We start from the raw sequence: 15,979 nt of genomic DNA, 5'->3' as shown, positions 1-15,979 counted from the left end.
TGGGATTAATTTATGCCACTGTTAATAGTGTGAAAACCTCTGCTGACCAGCAGAGGTTTTTATGCTTAAATTCTTTTTTGCAATTTTTTAAGTGAGGGCAAGGATCGCATTCCTTTAGGTATAGTTCTAAATTACAAACAAGCTCTAATAATCCCATACGCTATAATACACCATCTTCGTGGCAGGTTGAATAATTAGTAGACGACGATCATGAAACCTCAGGCCTTTATCATTGGAACAGCAATCCTCAACATAACTAAAATAGTTTGTAGTATCATTAAGAAGCTTAGATAAATCATCATCACCATAATACCACTTTTCACCCTTTTCAGTTTCTACCAGTCCAACCCTTTCTTTGAAATTAAACTGACAGGCCACCCCAATGTTGTGTGGGATACTTCCTTTATGCCAGCGCCCATTATTCCAAGGCGGCGCAGAAGCTAACCACTTTTTTATTTGGCTATTTGTAGTCCTAAATACAATACTATATTCGCCTGATAAAAAAGCATATCCATCAGTAACAACAAGATTGGATGTTGATTCACTAATTGTCAATCCTGTCCGTTCCGCGAAAGTACTCTTCGGATCATCAGAGAAACAAGCAGATAAAAAAAGAGTGCTAATGATTAGTATGTGGAGTTGCATTTTTTCATAGAATAAAACAATTCTTATTATTATAAGTGAAATTGAAAATAAAAGGATTTGGAGTATGCCTGCTCCTAAAAAAATACTCCTGCTGTCTAGTACTTTTCTTAATTCATCGTTTTCAACAACTCTGTAAATATAAATTCATTCGTTTCCATGGGAGAGTCTAGTCTAGGAACGATCAAATCAGATTTAATGGCTTTAACAACAATATTGTAGCCTACAAGGGCATCGTACTCATCATAGAAAAGAGCCGTCCAATCTTTACATTCCCCAAGAGGCTTCATCATAACCCCGTTAGAATAATATTTCAAAGGCAGGTTGAAAGTGGCTGTAGAAACCGACCTGCTTTTATACTTCATACCAAGCTTACACACAAGGGCAGAATAGCGAAGGGCACCTTTTACACGCTCTTTAATTTGATTGAAGTTTTCAGATGTCTTCGGTTTGATGCGCCACTGGTTGAACTGCGGCTTCGTATAAGACATTTCATCTTCATTTCCCTCCTGCGATCTCTTAAATACAAGGATTTGATCAAGACTGATCAATGAATATTTCTTCTGCGCTTTCTTAAAAGTACAGTATAGTTTATCATCTACAATATTTTCAATTTTAAAGAAAGCAACGTCCTTCCCCTCAATAGTTAAATATAAAGTAGAATCTTTAGGTTCTATATGCCAGTTACCTGAGAAATAATTTCCGGTCTCTGCTCCAAGTATACCCGTGCACTTCTTTTCATCCTCGAAGTACATATAGTTAGAGGCAAAAATACGCGAGGAAACACCATCAAATACTTTAATCGATAAGTGGTCGCTGTTTTCAAATTCGCGTTCGGCCCTGGACTCGACCTTGTAGAAATCCCACTTACCCTGCAACTGATTTTCAATAGAAGGCTTACAGCTAATAGAACATAGTGCTGCAATTGCAATAAAGGCTAGTCTCATACTCATCAAACTTTAATTCGATTAGAATTAAAGCCCTAAATTTATATAATTTACTTATTTCCAGCACCGGAAATATGAGTTTTTATAAAAAAAGCAACAGTAGATCGCTCGCAAAAACCGATACAACACCGTTTAAGTGAAATATCAAATGGAGAAAGTAGGTATATGCTTTTTCCCTAACTTAGCTACTGGGAAGCAGTTTTCAGAGCTCGCCAAATTTCGATAATCAAAACTTCGATCAGATTATTAAACAGGCATGAGACCGTAGAAACAGAACTTTGGCCGACCTTTGGTGATCTTGCAGTACATCAATTAATAAAAATGAAAATAAAACTATTAAATCTTATCATCGCGGCGCTATTCGCGCTACAATCTTTTGCCCAATCCAGTACATCCGAAAATGGTTTGCTCTGGGAAATAAGCGGTAAAGGCTTACAAGAAAAATCGTACCTGTACGGGACTTACCACCTTATGGGAAAAAGTTTCACTGACACCTTACCCGGCCTGATGAAGGTATTTCAGAACTCTAAGCTTGTTATTGGAGAGATTGTTATTGAGGACGAAATGACAATGGCTCAAAAAATGATGCCTTATATGACCTTACAGGGGAAAGGTTTGAATGAAGTACTTTCGCCTGCAGAGTTTTCAGAGGTGGATGCTGTAATGAAGGCAAAGACAGGCGCACCGCTATCTGTTTACAATGCCCTTAAGCCCGCAACCGTACAAATCATCCTGGTGGCAAAAATTGCTCCAGGGAATATAAGTCCGGAAAACCCCGGACTGGATATATTTTTCCAAAAAGAAGGCGCAAAGACTGGCAAACAGGTAGCCGGCCTCGAGACTATTGAAAAGCAGTCCGCATTATTGCTCAATACACCAATCGAGAAACAGAAGAAAGACCTTTTGAAAACGGTACGTAACAATGAGCGCTACGCAAATGAATCAAAAAAACTATTTGAAGCTTACAAATCAGAAAACCTTTCACAGATAGAAAAATTAATCCGCGAAAGCCCCGACTCCAGTGCAGAACAATTAAAAACATTATTAACCGACCGCAACAAGGAATGGGTAAAGCTTTTACCAGATTTTTTTAATAAAGGAAACGTGTTTCTGGCTGTTGGCGCAGGGCACTTACCAGGAAAAGAAGGTATAATTGAGTTATTAAAAAGTGCGGGGTATACCCTTAGGCCGGTAAGTTTAAAATAATTGACCTACCTGCAATGATCATGGATCGGGGGATCGTATTTATAAATCCCTCAATCTTTTAATCCTTATACCAGGAGAATAAATCTACCAGAACATCGGGTTCTTCCCTTTCCACAAAATCAGTCTGAATTCCTGGTAATGATTCCCCGTTCCTATTGTCTGATTATCCCTGTGGTCGCCGGAGTGGCCTCTTGAACGAGCTGCAACTAGTCCTGCTCTTGTTCCTTCTCCCTTAAAGAGTATCCACATACCTGTTCTTATACAATCCCCCCTTTATTACCCAAGTACCAAAATACCCTCCCGCTCCATCGCTGTTATTAGGAAAATAAATATAGGTAGTTCCTCTATTGTCGTGGTAGATATTCAGACTTTCCAGCCCAATTTCAAATAAATCTTTGTAGCAGCTGGGGGGAATGACAACAAGTTTTCCCTTAATTTTTAAAGAAATTCCTGATATTTCCATTTTGGGGAGATTTCCATCAATACCCCAGGGTATTCTTCCATCTATCTTTTGCACGTATCCTTCTTTTGTCCTTTCAATTTGGTGTGCTTTAATATTGAATGGTTTAAGTGAAATAGAAAACGACAGGGTATCGTTGGTAATGGAAAGTGAATTTCCATTTCGGTTTCGAAAAGCACTCGTTCCAGCTATCGATTCAAGCTGAGTAAGCTCAGTCAGCCTGCTTTTATTTATATAACCGTGTATGTCCCCGAACTTGGAGGTTTTGAAAACCTCCCGCCACAAAGTTCCCGGCTCGTAATATACCATAACAATGTCGTCATTGAACAGCTTGGCAATAACTTTTGCTTCAATACTTTTATCCTGCCGGACATTTACATAGCCATCCGGATCTTTAATTATTGCTAACTGGGCAAAGGATAGTTTGATGTTTATAATAACTAGCAATAGTAGAAGGGCCCTTGATTGAATCATTGTGAAAGACTTTCAATTTACCAATATCGGAAAAAGAAGGGGTCAAAAAAACTTAGGTAGACAAACAAAAACAATAATCCTGTCTACTTTAGCAAATCTTACAAGTACAAGACCTCGGTGCTTCCAAGCGCACGCCCCTGTACTTATTTGAAGTCTCATCCAAATTCTACACTCGGCCTTCCTGGTTAGGCACTTGTAGATTTGGATATTCGATTTGGCACCTTAGATACATAAATATGCCGATGTCTTCCGTGGAATTTTTATATTGAGCACCGCACAAAAATGGGTGACAATATCTTTTAAATTTCAACACTTTCTACTACATTAGTATAAACATAAAATTTCCGCAATCTTTCCTTGACATTACAATTTATATCAAACACAGAAAGACTCCTTAATAAGATAGTGAACGTCGCTATCATCAACTTCGCCATTTTTGGAGTCTTAACAGGGGTATTGGATCTAATTAAGATTGGTATTATAGAAGCACTGAGTGTCTTTACTTTATTGGTGGCGATCTTAACTCTTCCTGTCGGTGCAATTGCTGCATTTAGTAAGCTTTTCCTTGATAATCGTATCAGGTTTGAGCCAGAGGCTATTAGTCAATTGTCGCTTAATATTGGGGACCAGGATTTTGTAGACAGGAACTACGACAAGGCTAAGAATAGTGGTAATTGGATAATTATTGGAGGAACAAAGTTTGATCTTGGAGCACGGGATGCTTCATTTGCCGCTGAAGTATTAAAGGATAACCCCGCTATGATCCTTCGTAACGAATCCAAAGTCTTTTTACTTGACCAACCTTCTTATAGCCTATTTAAGGAGGTAGCGCAATCACTGTGGGGATTAGGATATTAAAATCCATAAAGAAGATACCAGAATTAAATATGCTTACAGAGTAGGTAACAAAACTTATCAAAGGAGCCTATTTTTCCCTGAGAAATTTTCGCTGAATAGCGGGAACGACCCGGCGTAGGAAGTTTCAATATCACCAGGAGTACGACAAAGTGGACGCTAAAACGATCTGAATGGATTTGGCCTTAATATTTAAATAGAAAAAGATATGACTGGAAAACCACAATGGTATTTAATCGAATCTGAAGACGACTATAACAATGCCGTTTCCAGGTATGAACAAATCAAACGCACATCGAGAGGCTCTGATGAACATAAAGAAAAGGTTTTACTAGCGCACCTCATTTCACAGTACAAAAAGTCGCAGGATGATCTTCCTGAAGTAGATCCAGTAGAGCTGATAAAGATCAGAATGGAAGATTTTGGATATAAATCTGCAAACCCGGCAAAGGAATATGGAGATAAGGGCACTATAAGTAAAGTTTTAAATTACAAGCAGGCTCTTTCTCTAACCATGATTAGGAAATTTAGCCGACTTTTACAAATTCCGGTGGAAGCATTAATTAAGGAATATAAAGTAGGTAATTGAACTAGCTGGCTTTTGAGCTTAAAAATCAAAGATTTCTTCTACACCCCTATTCATACTCACTTTTCCATTGTATTCTCTTTTTCACCTGTTCGTAAGTGAAGTTTCCAATCAGCTCTACTTTCCCTTCAGAGTTTATATAGCCTTGCTCCTTACATACTATATCATAGTGGTGACAAGCACTTTTCTCATCCGCGTGTTTATCCCAAGGCACCATCTTACACTTTTGTCCAATCAAAGCTTTCCCCTTATAAAAAGAGCTTGCGATTTCAAACTGAGGTTTGATCACAACTTTTCCGAGGTAGTTGGCAAAACCTATTTTTCCAGAAGCATCCACAATTCTGATTTTGCCTTCCCTTAACTCGTCGGGACTAGGTTCACCAAAACTCGTGTTGTAAACTTTAAACAAAATCTTTTCGTTAATGTCTATCGCTGACCAACCCTTTACTCCTTTAATACCAAAAACTGCAAAATAGCCGGGCTTAAATCCACTTAAACACATCGTGTATTTCGCCATATCCAGTTTTTTAACTGTTTTTCCCTTTTCATCAACCATATAGTACTGAGACTTCCATCCCTTTCCAACTACTTCTTTAACAGTAAATTTTCGTTGCGCCTGCAGAACTATTGGTACTGCTAGAAGAAGTAACCATATTATTCTAAGAAACCTCATACCATTAATAGTTTTTCCGATTGCCAATTTTGGAAAAAGAATATTTATCACTTCACTTCCCTCGCCGCCATCTTCTCCATAAAGTGAATCTGCCGAGGATCATAAACCTCCATTTGTGGCCGACCTTTATATTCCGTGATGTTGCCTTCAACTGCAATGTATTTACCCTTATATACCTCCTCCGGAGCTGCTGAAAAGTTCTTTCTTGCTTCGCCTTTAATCACTATGGTTAATTTCTGGTTAGGATAGTTACCGCCAAGGTTTAGGAAAGTGATGGGGGTATTACCAGCGATAAAACGGGTGCTGTATACCGAATCGGCAACCCTGACGGAATCACCAATATGCTCGCCTACCTTATCTGCGGTGATAAATTTTATCCTTTCGGTAGCTGCCTGCGTTGGTCGTGGATAAGATGGTGGTGCCTGGATCTGAGCCACAGCCCCTTTTGCACCTACCAATAGCAGAATAAAAATCAGTTTCTTCATCATTGTAAAAATAGCTTTCATTTCGTTTTGTTTCTAATTGATTGCAACTGTAAAATATATTGTTCCTAATAGAAATATTTGTATATTAGTACTGTCTTTCAGCTTATTCCTGCCATTCAGATAAAGTACCCTGGCACACTTGTGTTCCCTACTAATCTTCTTCTACTCATCTTCGTCTTTTATTCGACTCCGCTTTTACTCTTCTTCCAGACTGGTTCGGGAACGCTTCGGGAACGCTTTTACTTTTCTTTTACTGCGCTTCGTCTAAAGTCGGCCAAGACTCGGAGGAGAGTCGTCTGAGAGACGGAGGGACTCCGAATCAGTCTACAAGCATTCCCGAACACGGGTAAGAAAAAAGGCTACTCCCCTATATCCAACACTCTCATCTTTTCCTCAAACACTTTTGCCGCTTCCTCCAACAGGCCCTTTGTGCCCTGCATCAATATAGCAAGCTGTTTGTCACTTACTAAGAAATCAGAAGTATACCGCGAATCAAGGTAAGCACGCTCTAAAAGATCCAGGATTTCCTTGTCTTCCTCTGTCTCATCCGGAAAGTAATTCATAAGACTTGGAGCAATGCGGCGGATATGAGTCTTCAGTGCTCTTAGTGAATGCGTTTTCTGGTCTCTCCCGTAAAAGGAGCGGGTAAGCCAGCGGTAACAATGCTCAATAGTTTGTTGCAGCATAAAGGTTGCCATGGTATTTTCCCTTCCCGCAGCGTACATGCAGGCTCCCTGAAAAAACAGACCAGAAAGCTTTTTACCTGCTTCAAAAGTTGCTGAAGCTCTTTGCCTAGTAGCAAGCAGTGCAGCAAAAGAAACTTTGGGAAGTTTGGAAGCAGTTCTATTGTACACAAGGTTCTGATAACAACAATTGGTCAGGTAAAAGAACTCTCCCTTGTATAGCAGCTCCTTTAGCTGGCCCCAATTAAGCAGCGAACAGGAAATAGAAGCGCAGCAGGCAGTTGCAAAATCAAGCACAGGCTCAAGTTCGCGGAAGGACTGACCAGGAGTGCCTGCTAACACCAGCACGAAATCGTACCAATACGGAATACAGTCCGTTCGCTTCTCCACCCTAAATATCATATCAGGCTTTACTACACGAACCAGGAACTCCAGAACTGCTTGCTCCTGATCCAGCTCATTTGCGATTGGGAAAGTCTGCAAGTTTTCCAGCAGATGCAAGCTAGCCAAGTTAGCAGGTGGATTAGAGCGGTCTTCAGAAAGATAAACAGCTTCCATTCCCTTATTCCTCCTTTCTGTGCCAGGCCTGCTGAATCAATTGCACGGTGTCTAAAAATTCCCCCTCCCTTTTCATTATCTGCGCAGGTGCGGCCTCCAATAGATAGATTACATGTGATTCGATGGCTTTATTTAGCTTTTTATTACCTTCTCCAGAGACTTCTTCCTCTAGGCTCATGCCTCTAGGAGATTCAGTGTGATTAAGAGCAGTTTGCGATGTGGGTTCCATATGCAGGTTATTTATTGTTGATTTTAGATCTCCTTCCCTGTCATGGAATTAGTAATACTTAGAATTCCTATTGCATTTTCACCATCCCTGAGTATTTATTAATTCCTCCTTTTCCTTGCAATACTAATTTCGGCAGAGTGAAAGCGGTACCCCACCAATTATACTGGTGTTTTACTCATTTGCCTGGATATATTACTTACAAAGTCAAAAGGAGGATAAATTTCTTTCTAAATAGAAATAAAGGGACCTTGGAAACCTCATATAAAGAATGCTCTTTTAAAATAAATCTTCAGGAGCTAATACACATCCGATTAATAAGAACCGTCGTAGGTAAGATACTTGGTATGTGCATTCTCCGGCAGATGCCTTGCAAACAAAGAAAATATTAAAGGTCTTCAACTGAAATGAATCAGGGCACTTTTATTTGGAATAAGGAAACATTGTGATTTCTTCCTTCCCTTCTTTGTTCTTTTCTTTCAAGGTGACCATTAATTTGTCAGGGGCTTTTAATGTGTAACTTAGCTCAGTCCCATCTGCGCCTTTAAAAACCGCGTGGTTCTTCTTTAAACTAATGAGAGGATAAGGATTGGGAGCATCCTTTTCTTCCCAGCCAACACTTCCCGGGTTAAAGTGCCGGAGATACATTACCGGTACCTGCCCTTTCTGTTCGATCACTACAAATTCGTAAAAGACAATTTTGCCATCTTTAACACAACGGTAGCTGCTGAGCATATTATCACCCGTTGGAGCACCCTAGAATTCTTCCATGTCTCCCCATTGGTGTTTTAATTGCCATTTGCCTTGTATGAAGCTGAGGTCTTTTATCTCTGCCTTGAATTCCTGCGCTTTAGTATGCAGGGATAGAAAAAGAAAAAGGAGGGTTATGGTAGTAAGGCTTGTTGAATGTTGTTTCATAAGACATGAGGTTTATCAAATATACTTAATTCCGTTATCGAAAGACGAGTAATTTATTCACGTCGTAACTCCACCGACTCTCAAGGAATACATTGCAAGAATCCCAAAGGAACTAAACACAAATCCCATAACCCTCCGAAACCAACTCCAGGTTCCTTTACTCTTCAAAATACCGTGGTTGTCCTTTTTCAAAACCTAACTAATGAACCTAATCCTTTAATACTTTTTCGCAACTTTACATCTCCAGCTTGCGATTGGCACATAAGTTGTTTTTGTTATAGAATTTCATTTTAAACCGGCCTTGGGAAACCAGCTTTTTTTTAAATAGATCTACCAAAGCAGTCAGACCATGAGTACTAAAGCAGCAGAGCAACAAAAGAAGCAGCGACAAAAAGAATTTAAGGAAAAAAAAGAACATAAAGAGCGTGCTGAAGCCGAGGCAAAAAAAGCTAAAAGCAAACATGAAAGTGAAGATGAAGCGAGCGGCTAAGTCAACCACTCCTGTAGCGCATCTGCTGTAAATTTGTGACATCTAATGGTATCCGCAACCCAGAAGCCGACCAAGCTTCTTTATCCGGAGCTGGTGCCCATTAAATTCACTTTAACTAACCTTAGATGCTTTTCTGTTATTTATAAACCTACATCCCGAGTCACCATTTTTCAAAATACCTAAAATCCAGATAAACAGCGTTACCATGAATCACAGAAGGAATCACTCTTTTATAACCCGCTAAAGTTTTAGGAAGCCCTTTTCCAATATGTGGAGACAATTTGGGTTCAAATGTAAATTTATAGATCTAATTGCCGTCCGGTTTAAGAACGTAATTGGGATATTACAAGCAATAAAACGAGTACTAGAAACTGAATTAGCTAAGCTCCAAAGACCCCTTTTTGACCTCATTTGGACCCCAAAACGTTTTTTTGCCTCTTTTTTTCATGGCGGTTCTTCAGCTCTCCGCTAGTACTTGTTCAGTTTTTGTTCAGGTAAAACTGCGTTTCCGGTCTGTTTAACTGAACAAAGGGTTAACAAGGTATGAGCAAGAACTGAGCATAAGGTAAGTCGCAACATCTCTTTGTTGACGAAAGTTTCGTACCGGGATACGTCACCTTGCTGTATTACATATCGGTTTTTCCGGTATTTTCTGTGCTTTAAAAAATGACTGAATTAACTCCCTTTCAGCAGAGTTCAAATCCAGGCCGTTTTTCTCGAAGTTATTAAATAAAAGTTCGTAAATTCCACATTAACGTTCTTATCACAGATTTGCCCTTTCCACATGCTCCTCAACGAGCTTTGAAAAACTTGCTAAATGCTCGTCGTTTTCAAAGTAGCGCTTTGGAATAATATAGGCAGCGATAGTATCAACGAAGATAAATAGAGAACGATCATTTTCATCAACAGACTTTACAGACTTCCATTTATGAAAAGAGGTTGAGTTTTCAGACTCCTCCGTTATTCCCTCGTCAGTAATGCGAAAGACTCTTTTACCAAGGATCGATCCATTCTTTGCCGGTGTATGGCCCATTAATTTCATTAGGGGAGGCAGAAATACTTGAAGCATCAGAAGTTGGAAAACAAAAGTTCCTATTGTAATAAGTATAAAGGCTTCAAGGTCGAATGTGTAATCAGCACGTACTAATAGAGCAAGGAGTACAGAAAATATCCCTGTTCTAATGTACCGCTGCTTGGACTTTTTCTTTTGAAAATAAAATTTATTGAAGTTTAGGTAGTCTTCTTTTGTTATCTCTACGGATATTTCCATTATTCTTTATTCTTTATTTTAATATAATCGCCCCATACCCATCCTATTGTCTTATTAAATTTCACTCTCACCCATTTGTTAGTTAAAACTGTATCAGTAGAAAGAATAGATACTCGGGCATCTGGAGGGATGGTTACAATATCTTTAGAACTGACATTGGGTTCCACTCTAAGCTTAACGCCTCTCTTTGCATTTATGGTAGCAGATAGAGAAGAAGATTCATCTGAAGAAGACTTTGATGATGGTGCAAGAAACAAAATAGCAACTAAAACAATGTTTAACAAAAGAAGGAAGTTGGCCCGCCTCTTTATCCTCCTTATATAATTCCAATCTTTCATTACATTTTGTACTTAATAACAAGAACCACAAGAATAATGGTAATAATAATTTGGATAGTGAGCTTTTGAAGCGCAGCTTTCCGATCAATATTATACGCACAGTTTTCGCAAAGACTCCGTACTCCATGGTAAGTTCTACTGCTGCTTCCCGAATATCTGGATCCCCAATAGTTAGTTTTCGAAAAGCCTGTTTTGACATATCTTCTAAAAGAAGATTTAGGCGCGCCACAGTTATAACAAGATGCCATTGTGATCTAGATTCTTACTACAAAAATTATGAATTAAAGTAAAGGGAAATCAATTAACTACAAAACGGTTTAGATTCCTTAGCCTCACATAAATGCAATATACAAATGGTTTCTATCCATCCAAAAGCTCCTTACAATTTTTTGAAAAAACAATAAGGACAGAGCTGATGGCTTCAAGTCAATACCCCTACCAGAACATCGCATTTTCCCCTTTCGACAAAATCAATCTAAACTCCTCGTAATGATTTCCGTTCCCTATGGACCGCCTATTCATCCTAACTTTTCCATTTGATTCTTTTCTTGATCTGTTCGTAGGTAAAGTTTCCAATTAACACCACTTTTCCTTCAGAATTTATATAACCCTGCTCCTGACACACTATGGAATAATGGTGAAAAGCACTGCTCTCATCCTCGTGTTTATCCCAGGGTACATTCTTACACTTTTGTCCAATCATGGCTTTACCCTTGTAAAAAGAGCTTGCAATTTCAAACTGAGGCTTAATCACAACTTTTCCGAGAGAGTTTGCAAAACCTATTTTTCCAGAAGCATCAACAATTCTGATTTTGCCTTCCCTTAACTCGTCAGGACTAAGTTCGCCGGAACTCGTATTATAAACTTTAAATAATATCTTTTCGTTAATATCTATCGCAGACCAACCCTTAACGCCTTTAATACTAAAAACAGCAAAATAGCCTGGCCGAAATCCACTTAAAAACATCTTAAATCTTGCGGTATCCAGTTTTCTGACCGTTTTTCCCTTATCATCCACCAGATAATACTGACGAGTCCATCCCTTTGCCGCTACAGATTTGACGGTAAATTTTCTTTGCCCCTGTACACATAAAGGAAATACTAGAAGAAGTAACCATACTATTCTACGAAACCTCATACCATTAATAGACTTTCTATTAGCCAATATCGGAAAAAGAAGGATTTCTTCCACGCTACAATTTATTGCACGGGCCTCCAAACAGATGCCTCCGGTTTTGCCCCTGTCATAAGTTCCATCATATAGAACAGAAACTCATTTTGTGTTTTACCACTATCTTCCACTAATTTCTTAAACGACATATTTGCCAAGGGAAACAAAGAAGTAAGGTTGAATCGCCATTTCGAATCTTCTTTGTAGAAGTGGATGAAAAAAGGAACTGCTTTACCTTTTGATACAAGTTGTCCTTTTGCAAAATCTCCAGCGATCGTGACGTTTCCTATAGAGTTGTCTGAAACCGACGACTTTCCTACCATTCCAGATTCAATAGCATATAGAAATAAATCGGTGCCCTGCATTCTAAGGATTTCTTCTTTCGAAAGTTTATGCCGGATAACCAACACTGTAAACTTGTCAACTACAGGAAGCTTGTTCACGCCAACACTGTCGAGCATTTTAGTCTTTACCAGTAGCTCCTGATAGTATTTTTTGGTCCTCGAATCTACCTCTGCTAAGGCAGCTTTTGCATTGTCGGTTAAAATAGCCTTCTTGTAATTATCAAAGCTAGCTTTAACCAGCTGCTGAGGAGTTTGAGCAAACAATTGGACTGTGATAAGGAATAAAAAGGTAACTATAATACTCTTAAAAACTTTCATTTTTTGTTTTGTGTAACGCACCGAATAAGCTCTTGTCATTCCATGGACGAATCGAAGGCTATGAAATTCAGCAGAATGGGTAAAGATACCAATATGCGGCTATTCTGAAGAAGGAGCCCGAAATTTCAGACTCGTTGATTAACGCCTCATCAAACGCAAACTACTTTATTGATAAGACCATTCAGCCGTTTATAGCAGGGGTCATTTTACATCTCACGTCCTATCAACGAAAACACTGAGACATTCCACAGATGATAAGGGCAACAATTGCCAATATCCGCCAAAGCTCACTGAAGTCTCCGCCATTGTTCAACTCCCATCCCTGGTAGGAATATTCACGTTGAGGAGCAGATAAAACAGAAACCATTTTGTTCTGCACTTCAGAATACTTCTCGTGCCGAACCAAACTGCCCACATCACTGTAACTTTTTATTTCAATCAATTTCCCATTACTATACCAGCATTCGCTATCCAATTTTCCAGTATGCATATACCGGCTAAAGCAATAGCCCTCCTGCCGTCCGTTTACATAAGTTCCCTTTGCCCTTACAGATCCGTCTTCCATATAAGAAATATAGGGACCAGAATACTGGCCGTCGATAAATGAAAACTCAGCTTCTATACGACCATTCTTAAACCATTCTCGCCATAAGCCCACACTCTGACCCATTTCATATAGTTTCTCGGCCTTCTTATTTCCGTTGTCATAATACTCCGTTACCTTCCCATGAGGTTCATCCAGGACGAAATTCCCTTTCGACTTTATCTTGCCATTTGCATAATGATCTATAAATTCACCGTGACGAATATGTTGAATCAAGGAATTCCCAGGCTTATCAAGGAAATGCTTTAACACAGTCGATTTGTTATCCATATTATCCAAAATATGCCTGAACTGCCACGGGTACAATCGATCGGCAAGAGCCGGAAGATCAAACTCAGCTTCTTCCATACTATGAAAGTTTCGCACAAGAACTGCGCGTGGAGGATCGATCTTCAGACGCTGGTAAGCTTCCAATTTATGATGGCCATCAAGGATAAAAGATTCGGTATGTTCATATTCCGGCAGATAACTTGCAGATAATGTAAGAATAAAAGGCCGTTCACCCGCACTTATACGTTCCTCAAAATAGTCTACCCTCTTAGGATCCAATTCTTTTTCCGGACGTGTTGCGATAAAGATTTCGTTAGTCCAGGTATCATACAACCAGCTGCTACTGAAACTAACCATATCTTCCCTGTAATCACCAAGCACATAGTTCTTCCGGTGTTCCAAATACCTTTCTTTCTCCCTTTCAACATTGGTCGGATTTGCAACATTAGGATACGCAATATACCAACCCTGCTCATAGTTTCCGTTCGAACTATGCACAACAGGCCTAGCTGTACCATCACTATACCCAAGATAGTATTCTCCATTTTCCAATAGTCTCAGCAAAGGCTGCAACACCTCGAATAACTCGGCTTCCTTATCGTTGAAATTTCCGTAGAGATCAAGTTGAAACTGGTCATAAATAAGTTTTCTCTCTTCCGGGGTAAGCGGCATCATGGCAAGATATTGCCCTACCGAACCTTGGCAGTCGCTCCAGGTCATTGATACAGGCTTGCTGATTTTCACATAAGTTCCAAGATCATTATATCCAATGGTAATCTTGTTGAGCCCGTTTTCAATCTTAAAATTCATCCTTTAATTATTTTGACAGTTCAAAGGTTAATACTCAGTATGCAGTCTTTTTGCGCAGTAAAAATATATTTCGCACCAATTCTACCAGCCTTACTATTTGCCTGTTTATTTTATATGTTAGGCAAAAGGAGGTTTCATTACACTTCTGAAAAAAATCTATATTTGGGATATGGAAACCTCATTAAAGCCCGCACATATCGGAAGAAAAATTAGTCGTATTCGTGAATTGAAAAATATGAAGCAAGATACCTTCCGTTTGAATTAGGGGTAAGCCAGCAGACTGTTTCCAGAATGGAAGCTAGTGTATTGGCCAATACCCTAATAACTAGATAATTTTACAAATTTCACTCTATGATTGAAAAACCTAATACCGAAACAACATCCTCCTTACGGCCCTATTACACCGCCATCTATTATGGCCTAGCAATTCCTTTTCTTTTCTATGTTGAATCAAGCGTCCACTTTAAATCTGGCCCTTGCACTCCAAATCTAGACATCATGCTTCCTTTCTTCCTATGGATAGCAACACTGATAATGTTCCTCCGGGGATTGTATAAGTTCTTTAATCGAACAGTTAATTGGTTATCCTTTTCATTACACTTTTTTGCACTTATTGGTCCGCCGGTTCTGGTGTTTTTAGACCTACTATAAATCTGTTTTGTATCTTTCCTAATTCTTTAATGAGTAACTTCCAATTTCCCATGTCTAAGTCCTTAATCCCATTCATCTTAGCTTTAGTATTTATAGCAATTATATTTATTATATACTACCGGGTTAAGGACAGTAAAAAGCCTGAGTTAACAAAGAGGGTAATGGTTGAAAAAAAGGCACCAGGAAGTGAATATCAGGAACATTTATCCATGGTCGACTACAACCTACTACTAAACCATGATTCTTACAACTCCACCCCTCTTGAAATATTAAATCTAGGCGAACTTACACTTCCTACGGGATTAATAGTAGCCGGAGATCCCCTCGTTATGTTATCACCAGAACCTTTTACAAAACCAGTTAATCCTGGTAAATATCCTGTTAATGTTGTCGTTGCAAAAACTGATTCAAGCGGAAACCGGTATGCTCTGGCGCAACTGAAATTCTCAGAAAAGAAAGCATTAAAATGGGTTCTTGCTCTGAAGATGAATGATAACATCTCCGACTTAGCAAAGGATGAGTATTTAGGCTTTCCCGTAGACGCTGGCTTGGCCTGTTTTGCAGATAAGTCAACAGTTATTGAGTACCAGGAATTCGAAAACAAATTCATGAAGGAGCATCCAGGCAATAATATCTACGATGATCTTTTAGCAACAGAATTTAAGAAGAACGCTGAGGTTAAAGATGATCCAAACGATGCTGGTGATTGGGTAAACTTTAAAATTCCTAATTCAGCAAATAACATCATTATGTTCCAATCTGGCTTCGGTGATGGAGTTTATCCTAGCTATTGGGGGATTACAGAAGAAGGAGAAGTGGCGTCCTTAATTATTGATTTTCTTGTGTTTACTAAATAGAAGGTTGTTAATCCTGTATTAAAAGAACACGCGAGGTTAAATATTAAAACTCTTTTTACAATAGGTAATTAAGTGAGACCTTTAAACTTACACCTTCGTTTTCCTCGGTCTAACACTACTAGCAAATAATCGACTATTATTAT

Annotated in this window: 19 protein-coding genes and 1 pseudogene; 5 read left to right on the top strand and 15 right to left on the bottom strand. The window is 39.0% G+C overall.

Features of this window, described 5'->3' with window-relative positions; translation table 11 throughout:
• Positions 1-144: 144 nt before the first annotated feature.
• Together J4N25_RS00930 and J4N25_RS00925 are read right to left on the bottom strand one after the other, a co-directional pair.
• Positions 145-645 (bottom strand): hypothetical protein, encoded by a 501-nt coding sequence (locus J4N25_RS00930; RefSeq protein ID WP_207420260.1) that lies wholly within the window; start codon positions 643-645, stop codon positions 145-147.
• A gap of 107 nt (positions 646-752) precedes the next feature.
• A complete protein-coding gene (locus J4N25_RS00925) occupies positions 753-1,589 on the bottom strand; it encodes a hypothetical protein (protein WP_207420259.1) in 837 nt (278 codons plus the stop codon).
• A gap of 321 nt (positions 1,590-1,910) precedes the next feature.
• On the opposite strand from J4N25_RS00925, the gene J4N25_RS00920 reads away from it, so the two are divergent.
• On the top strand, positions 1,911-2,795 hold the full coding sequence (locus J4N25_RS00920) for a TraB/GumN family protein (RefSeq protein WP_207420258.1): 885 nt from the start codon (positions 1,911-1,913) through the stop codon (positions 2,793-2,795).
• An 84-nt stretch (positions 2,796-2,879) separates the two neighbouring features.
• On the opposite strand, the gene J4N25_RS00915 is transcribed toward J4N25_RS00920, so the two are convergent.
• Together J4N25_RS00915 and J4N25_RS00910 are read right to left on the bottom strand one after the other, a co-directional pair.
• Positions 2,880-3,044 carry a hypothetical protein gene (locus tag J4N25_RS00915; protein WP_207420257.1) on the bottom strand — a complete coding sequence of 55 codons (165 nt, stop codon included), beginning with the start codon at positions 3,042-3,044 and terminating at the stop codon, positions 2,880-2,882.
• Positions 3,028-3,729, bottom strand: a complete 702-nt coding sequence (locus J4N25_RS00910; RefSeq protein WP_207420256.1) for an SH3 domain-containing protein — start codon at positions 3,727-3,729, stop codon at positions 3,028-3,030. Before J4N25_RS00910 ends, J4N25_RS00915 begins: the two co-directional genes overlap by 17 nt.
• Positions 3,730-4,134: 405 nt before the next feature.
• Here J4N25_RS00910 and J4N25_RS00905 point away from each other — a divergent pair, with 405 nt between their 5' ends.
• A complete protein-coding gene (locus tag J4N25_RS00905) occupies positions 4,135-4,587 on the top strand; it encodes a hypothetical protein (protein WP_207420255.1) in 453 nt (150 codons plus the stop codon).
• A gap of 205 nt (positions 4,588-4,792) precedes the next feature.
• Positions 4,793-5,173 carry a helix-turn-helix domain-containing protein gene (locus tag J4N25_RS00900; RefSeq protein ID WP_207420254.1) on the top strand — a complete coding sequence of 127 codons (381 nt, stop codon included), beginning with the start codon at positions 4,793-4,795 and terminating at the stop codon, positions 5,171-5,173.
• A 46-nt stretch (positions 5,174-5,219) separates the two neighbouring features.
• Here J4N25_RS00900 and J4N25_RS00895 read toward each other — a convergent pair whose 3' ends face one another.
• From J4N25_RS00895 to J4N25_RS00870, 6 genes and pseudogenes are all read right to left on the bottom strand, one after another.
• Positions 5,220-5,843, bottom strand: a complete 624-nt coding sequence (locus J4N25_RS00895) for a WG repeat-containing protein (RefSeq protein ID WP_207420253.1) — start codon at positions 5,841-5,843, stop codon at positions 5,220-5,222.
• A 47-nt stretch (positions 5,844-5,890) separates the two neighbouring features.
• Positions 5,891-6,349, bottom strand: coding sequence for a hypothetical protein (locus tag J4N25_RS00890; protein ID WP_207420252.1), 459 nt, complete (start codon positions 6,347-6,349; stop codon positions 5,891-5,893).
• A 338-nt stretch (positions 6,350-6,687) separates the two neighbouring features.
• The gene (locus tag J4N25_RS00885; protein ID WP_207420251.1) at positions 6,688-7,569 is read right to left on the bottom strand and encodes a HEPN domain-containing protein; all 882 of its coding nucleotides are present in this window, start codon (positions 7,567-7,569) and stop codon (positions 6,688-6,690) included.
• Between the two features lie 4 nt (positions 7,570-7,573).
• Positions 7,574-7,798 (bottom strand): hypothetical protein, encoded by a 225-nt coding sequence (locus J4N25_RS00880; RefSeq protein ID WP_207420250.1) that lies wholly within the window; start codon positions 7,796-7,798, stop codon positions 7,574-7,576.
• Positions 7,799-8,218: 420 nt separating this feature from the next.
• Positions 8,219-8,536 (bottom strand): annotated as a pseudogene (locus tag J4N25_RS00875) (DUF6265 family protein); the annotation flags it as partial.
• A gap of 15 nt (positions 8,537-8,551) precedes the next feature.
• Positions 8,552-8,713 carry a hypothetical protein gene (locus J4N25_RS00870; protein WP_207420248.1) on the bottom strand — a complete coding sequence of 54 codons (162 nt, stop codon included), beginning with the start codon at positions 8,711-8,713 and terminating at the stop codon, positions 8,552-8,554.
• Between the two features lie 349 nt (positions 8,714-9,062).
• Between J4N25_RS00870 and J4N25_RS00865 the strand changes: the two genes are divergently transcribed.
• The gene (locus J4N25_RS00865) at positions 9,063-9,203 is read left to right on the top strand and encodes a hypothetical protein (RefSeq protein ID WP_207420247.1); all 141 of its coding nucleotides are present in this window, start codon (positions 9,063-9,065) and stop codon (positions 9,201-9,203) included.
• Positions 9,204-9,966: 763 nt separating this feature from the next.
• On the opposite strand, the gene J4N25_RS00860 is transcribed toward J4N25_RS00865, so the two are convergent.
• From J4N25_RS00860 to J4N25_RS00840, 5 genes are all read right to left on the bottom strand, one after another.
• On the bottom strand, positions 9,967-10,473 hold the full coding sequence (locus J4N25_RS00860; protein ID WP_207420246.1) for a YcxB family protein: 507 nt from the start codon (positions 10,471-10,473) through the stop codon (positions 9,967-9,969).
• Positions 10,473-10,811 (bottom strand): SH3 domain-containing protein, encoded by a 339-nt coding sequence (locus tag J4N25_RS00855; protein WP_207420245.1) that lies wholly within the window; start codon positions 10,809-10,811, stop codon positions 10,473-10,475. Before J4N25_RS00855 ends, J4N25_RS00860 begins: the two co-directional genes overlap by 1 nt.
• 523 nt (positions 10,812-11,334) lie before the next feature.
• On the bottom strand, positions 11,335-11,949 hold the full coding sequence (locus J4N25_RS00850) for a WG repeat-containing protein (protein ID WP_207420244.1): 615 nt from the start codon (positions 11,947-11,949) through the stop codon (positions 11,335-11,337).
• Positions 11,950-12,011: 62 nt separating this feature from the next.
• Entirely contained in the window at positions 12,012-12,644 is a 633-nt protein-coding gene (locus tag J4N25_RS00845) for a hypothetical protein (protein ID WP_207420243.1), read from the bottom strand.
• A 223-nt stretch (positions 12,645-12,867) separates the two neighbouring features.
• Positions 12,868-14,328 carry a hypothetical protein gene (locus J4N25_RS00840; protein ID WP_207420242.1) on the bottom strand — a complete coding sequence of 487 codons (1,461 nt, stop codon included), beginning with the start codon at positions 14,326-14,328 and terminating at the stop codon, positions 12,868-12,870.
• Between the two features lie 812 nt (positions 14,329-15,140).
• Here J4N25_RS00840 and J4N25_RS00835 point away from each other — a divergent pair.
• Positions 15,141-15,836 (top strand): DUF4241 domain-containing protein, encoded by a 696-nt coding sequence (locus J4N25_RS00835; RefSeq protein ID WP_207420241.1) that lies wholly within the window; start codon positions 15,141-15,143, stop codon positions 15,834-15,836.
• Positions 15,837-15,979: the final 143 nt, after the last annotated feature.

The sequence above is a fragment of the Desertivirga brevis genome (assembly GCF_017355835.1).
The sequence above is the reverse complement of the archived record's forward strand: the minus strand, read 5'-3'. Positions and strand labels throughout refer to the sequence as shown.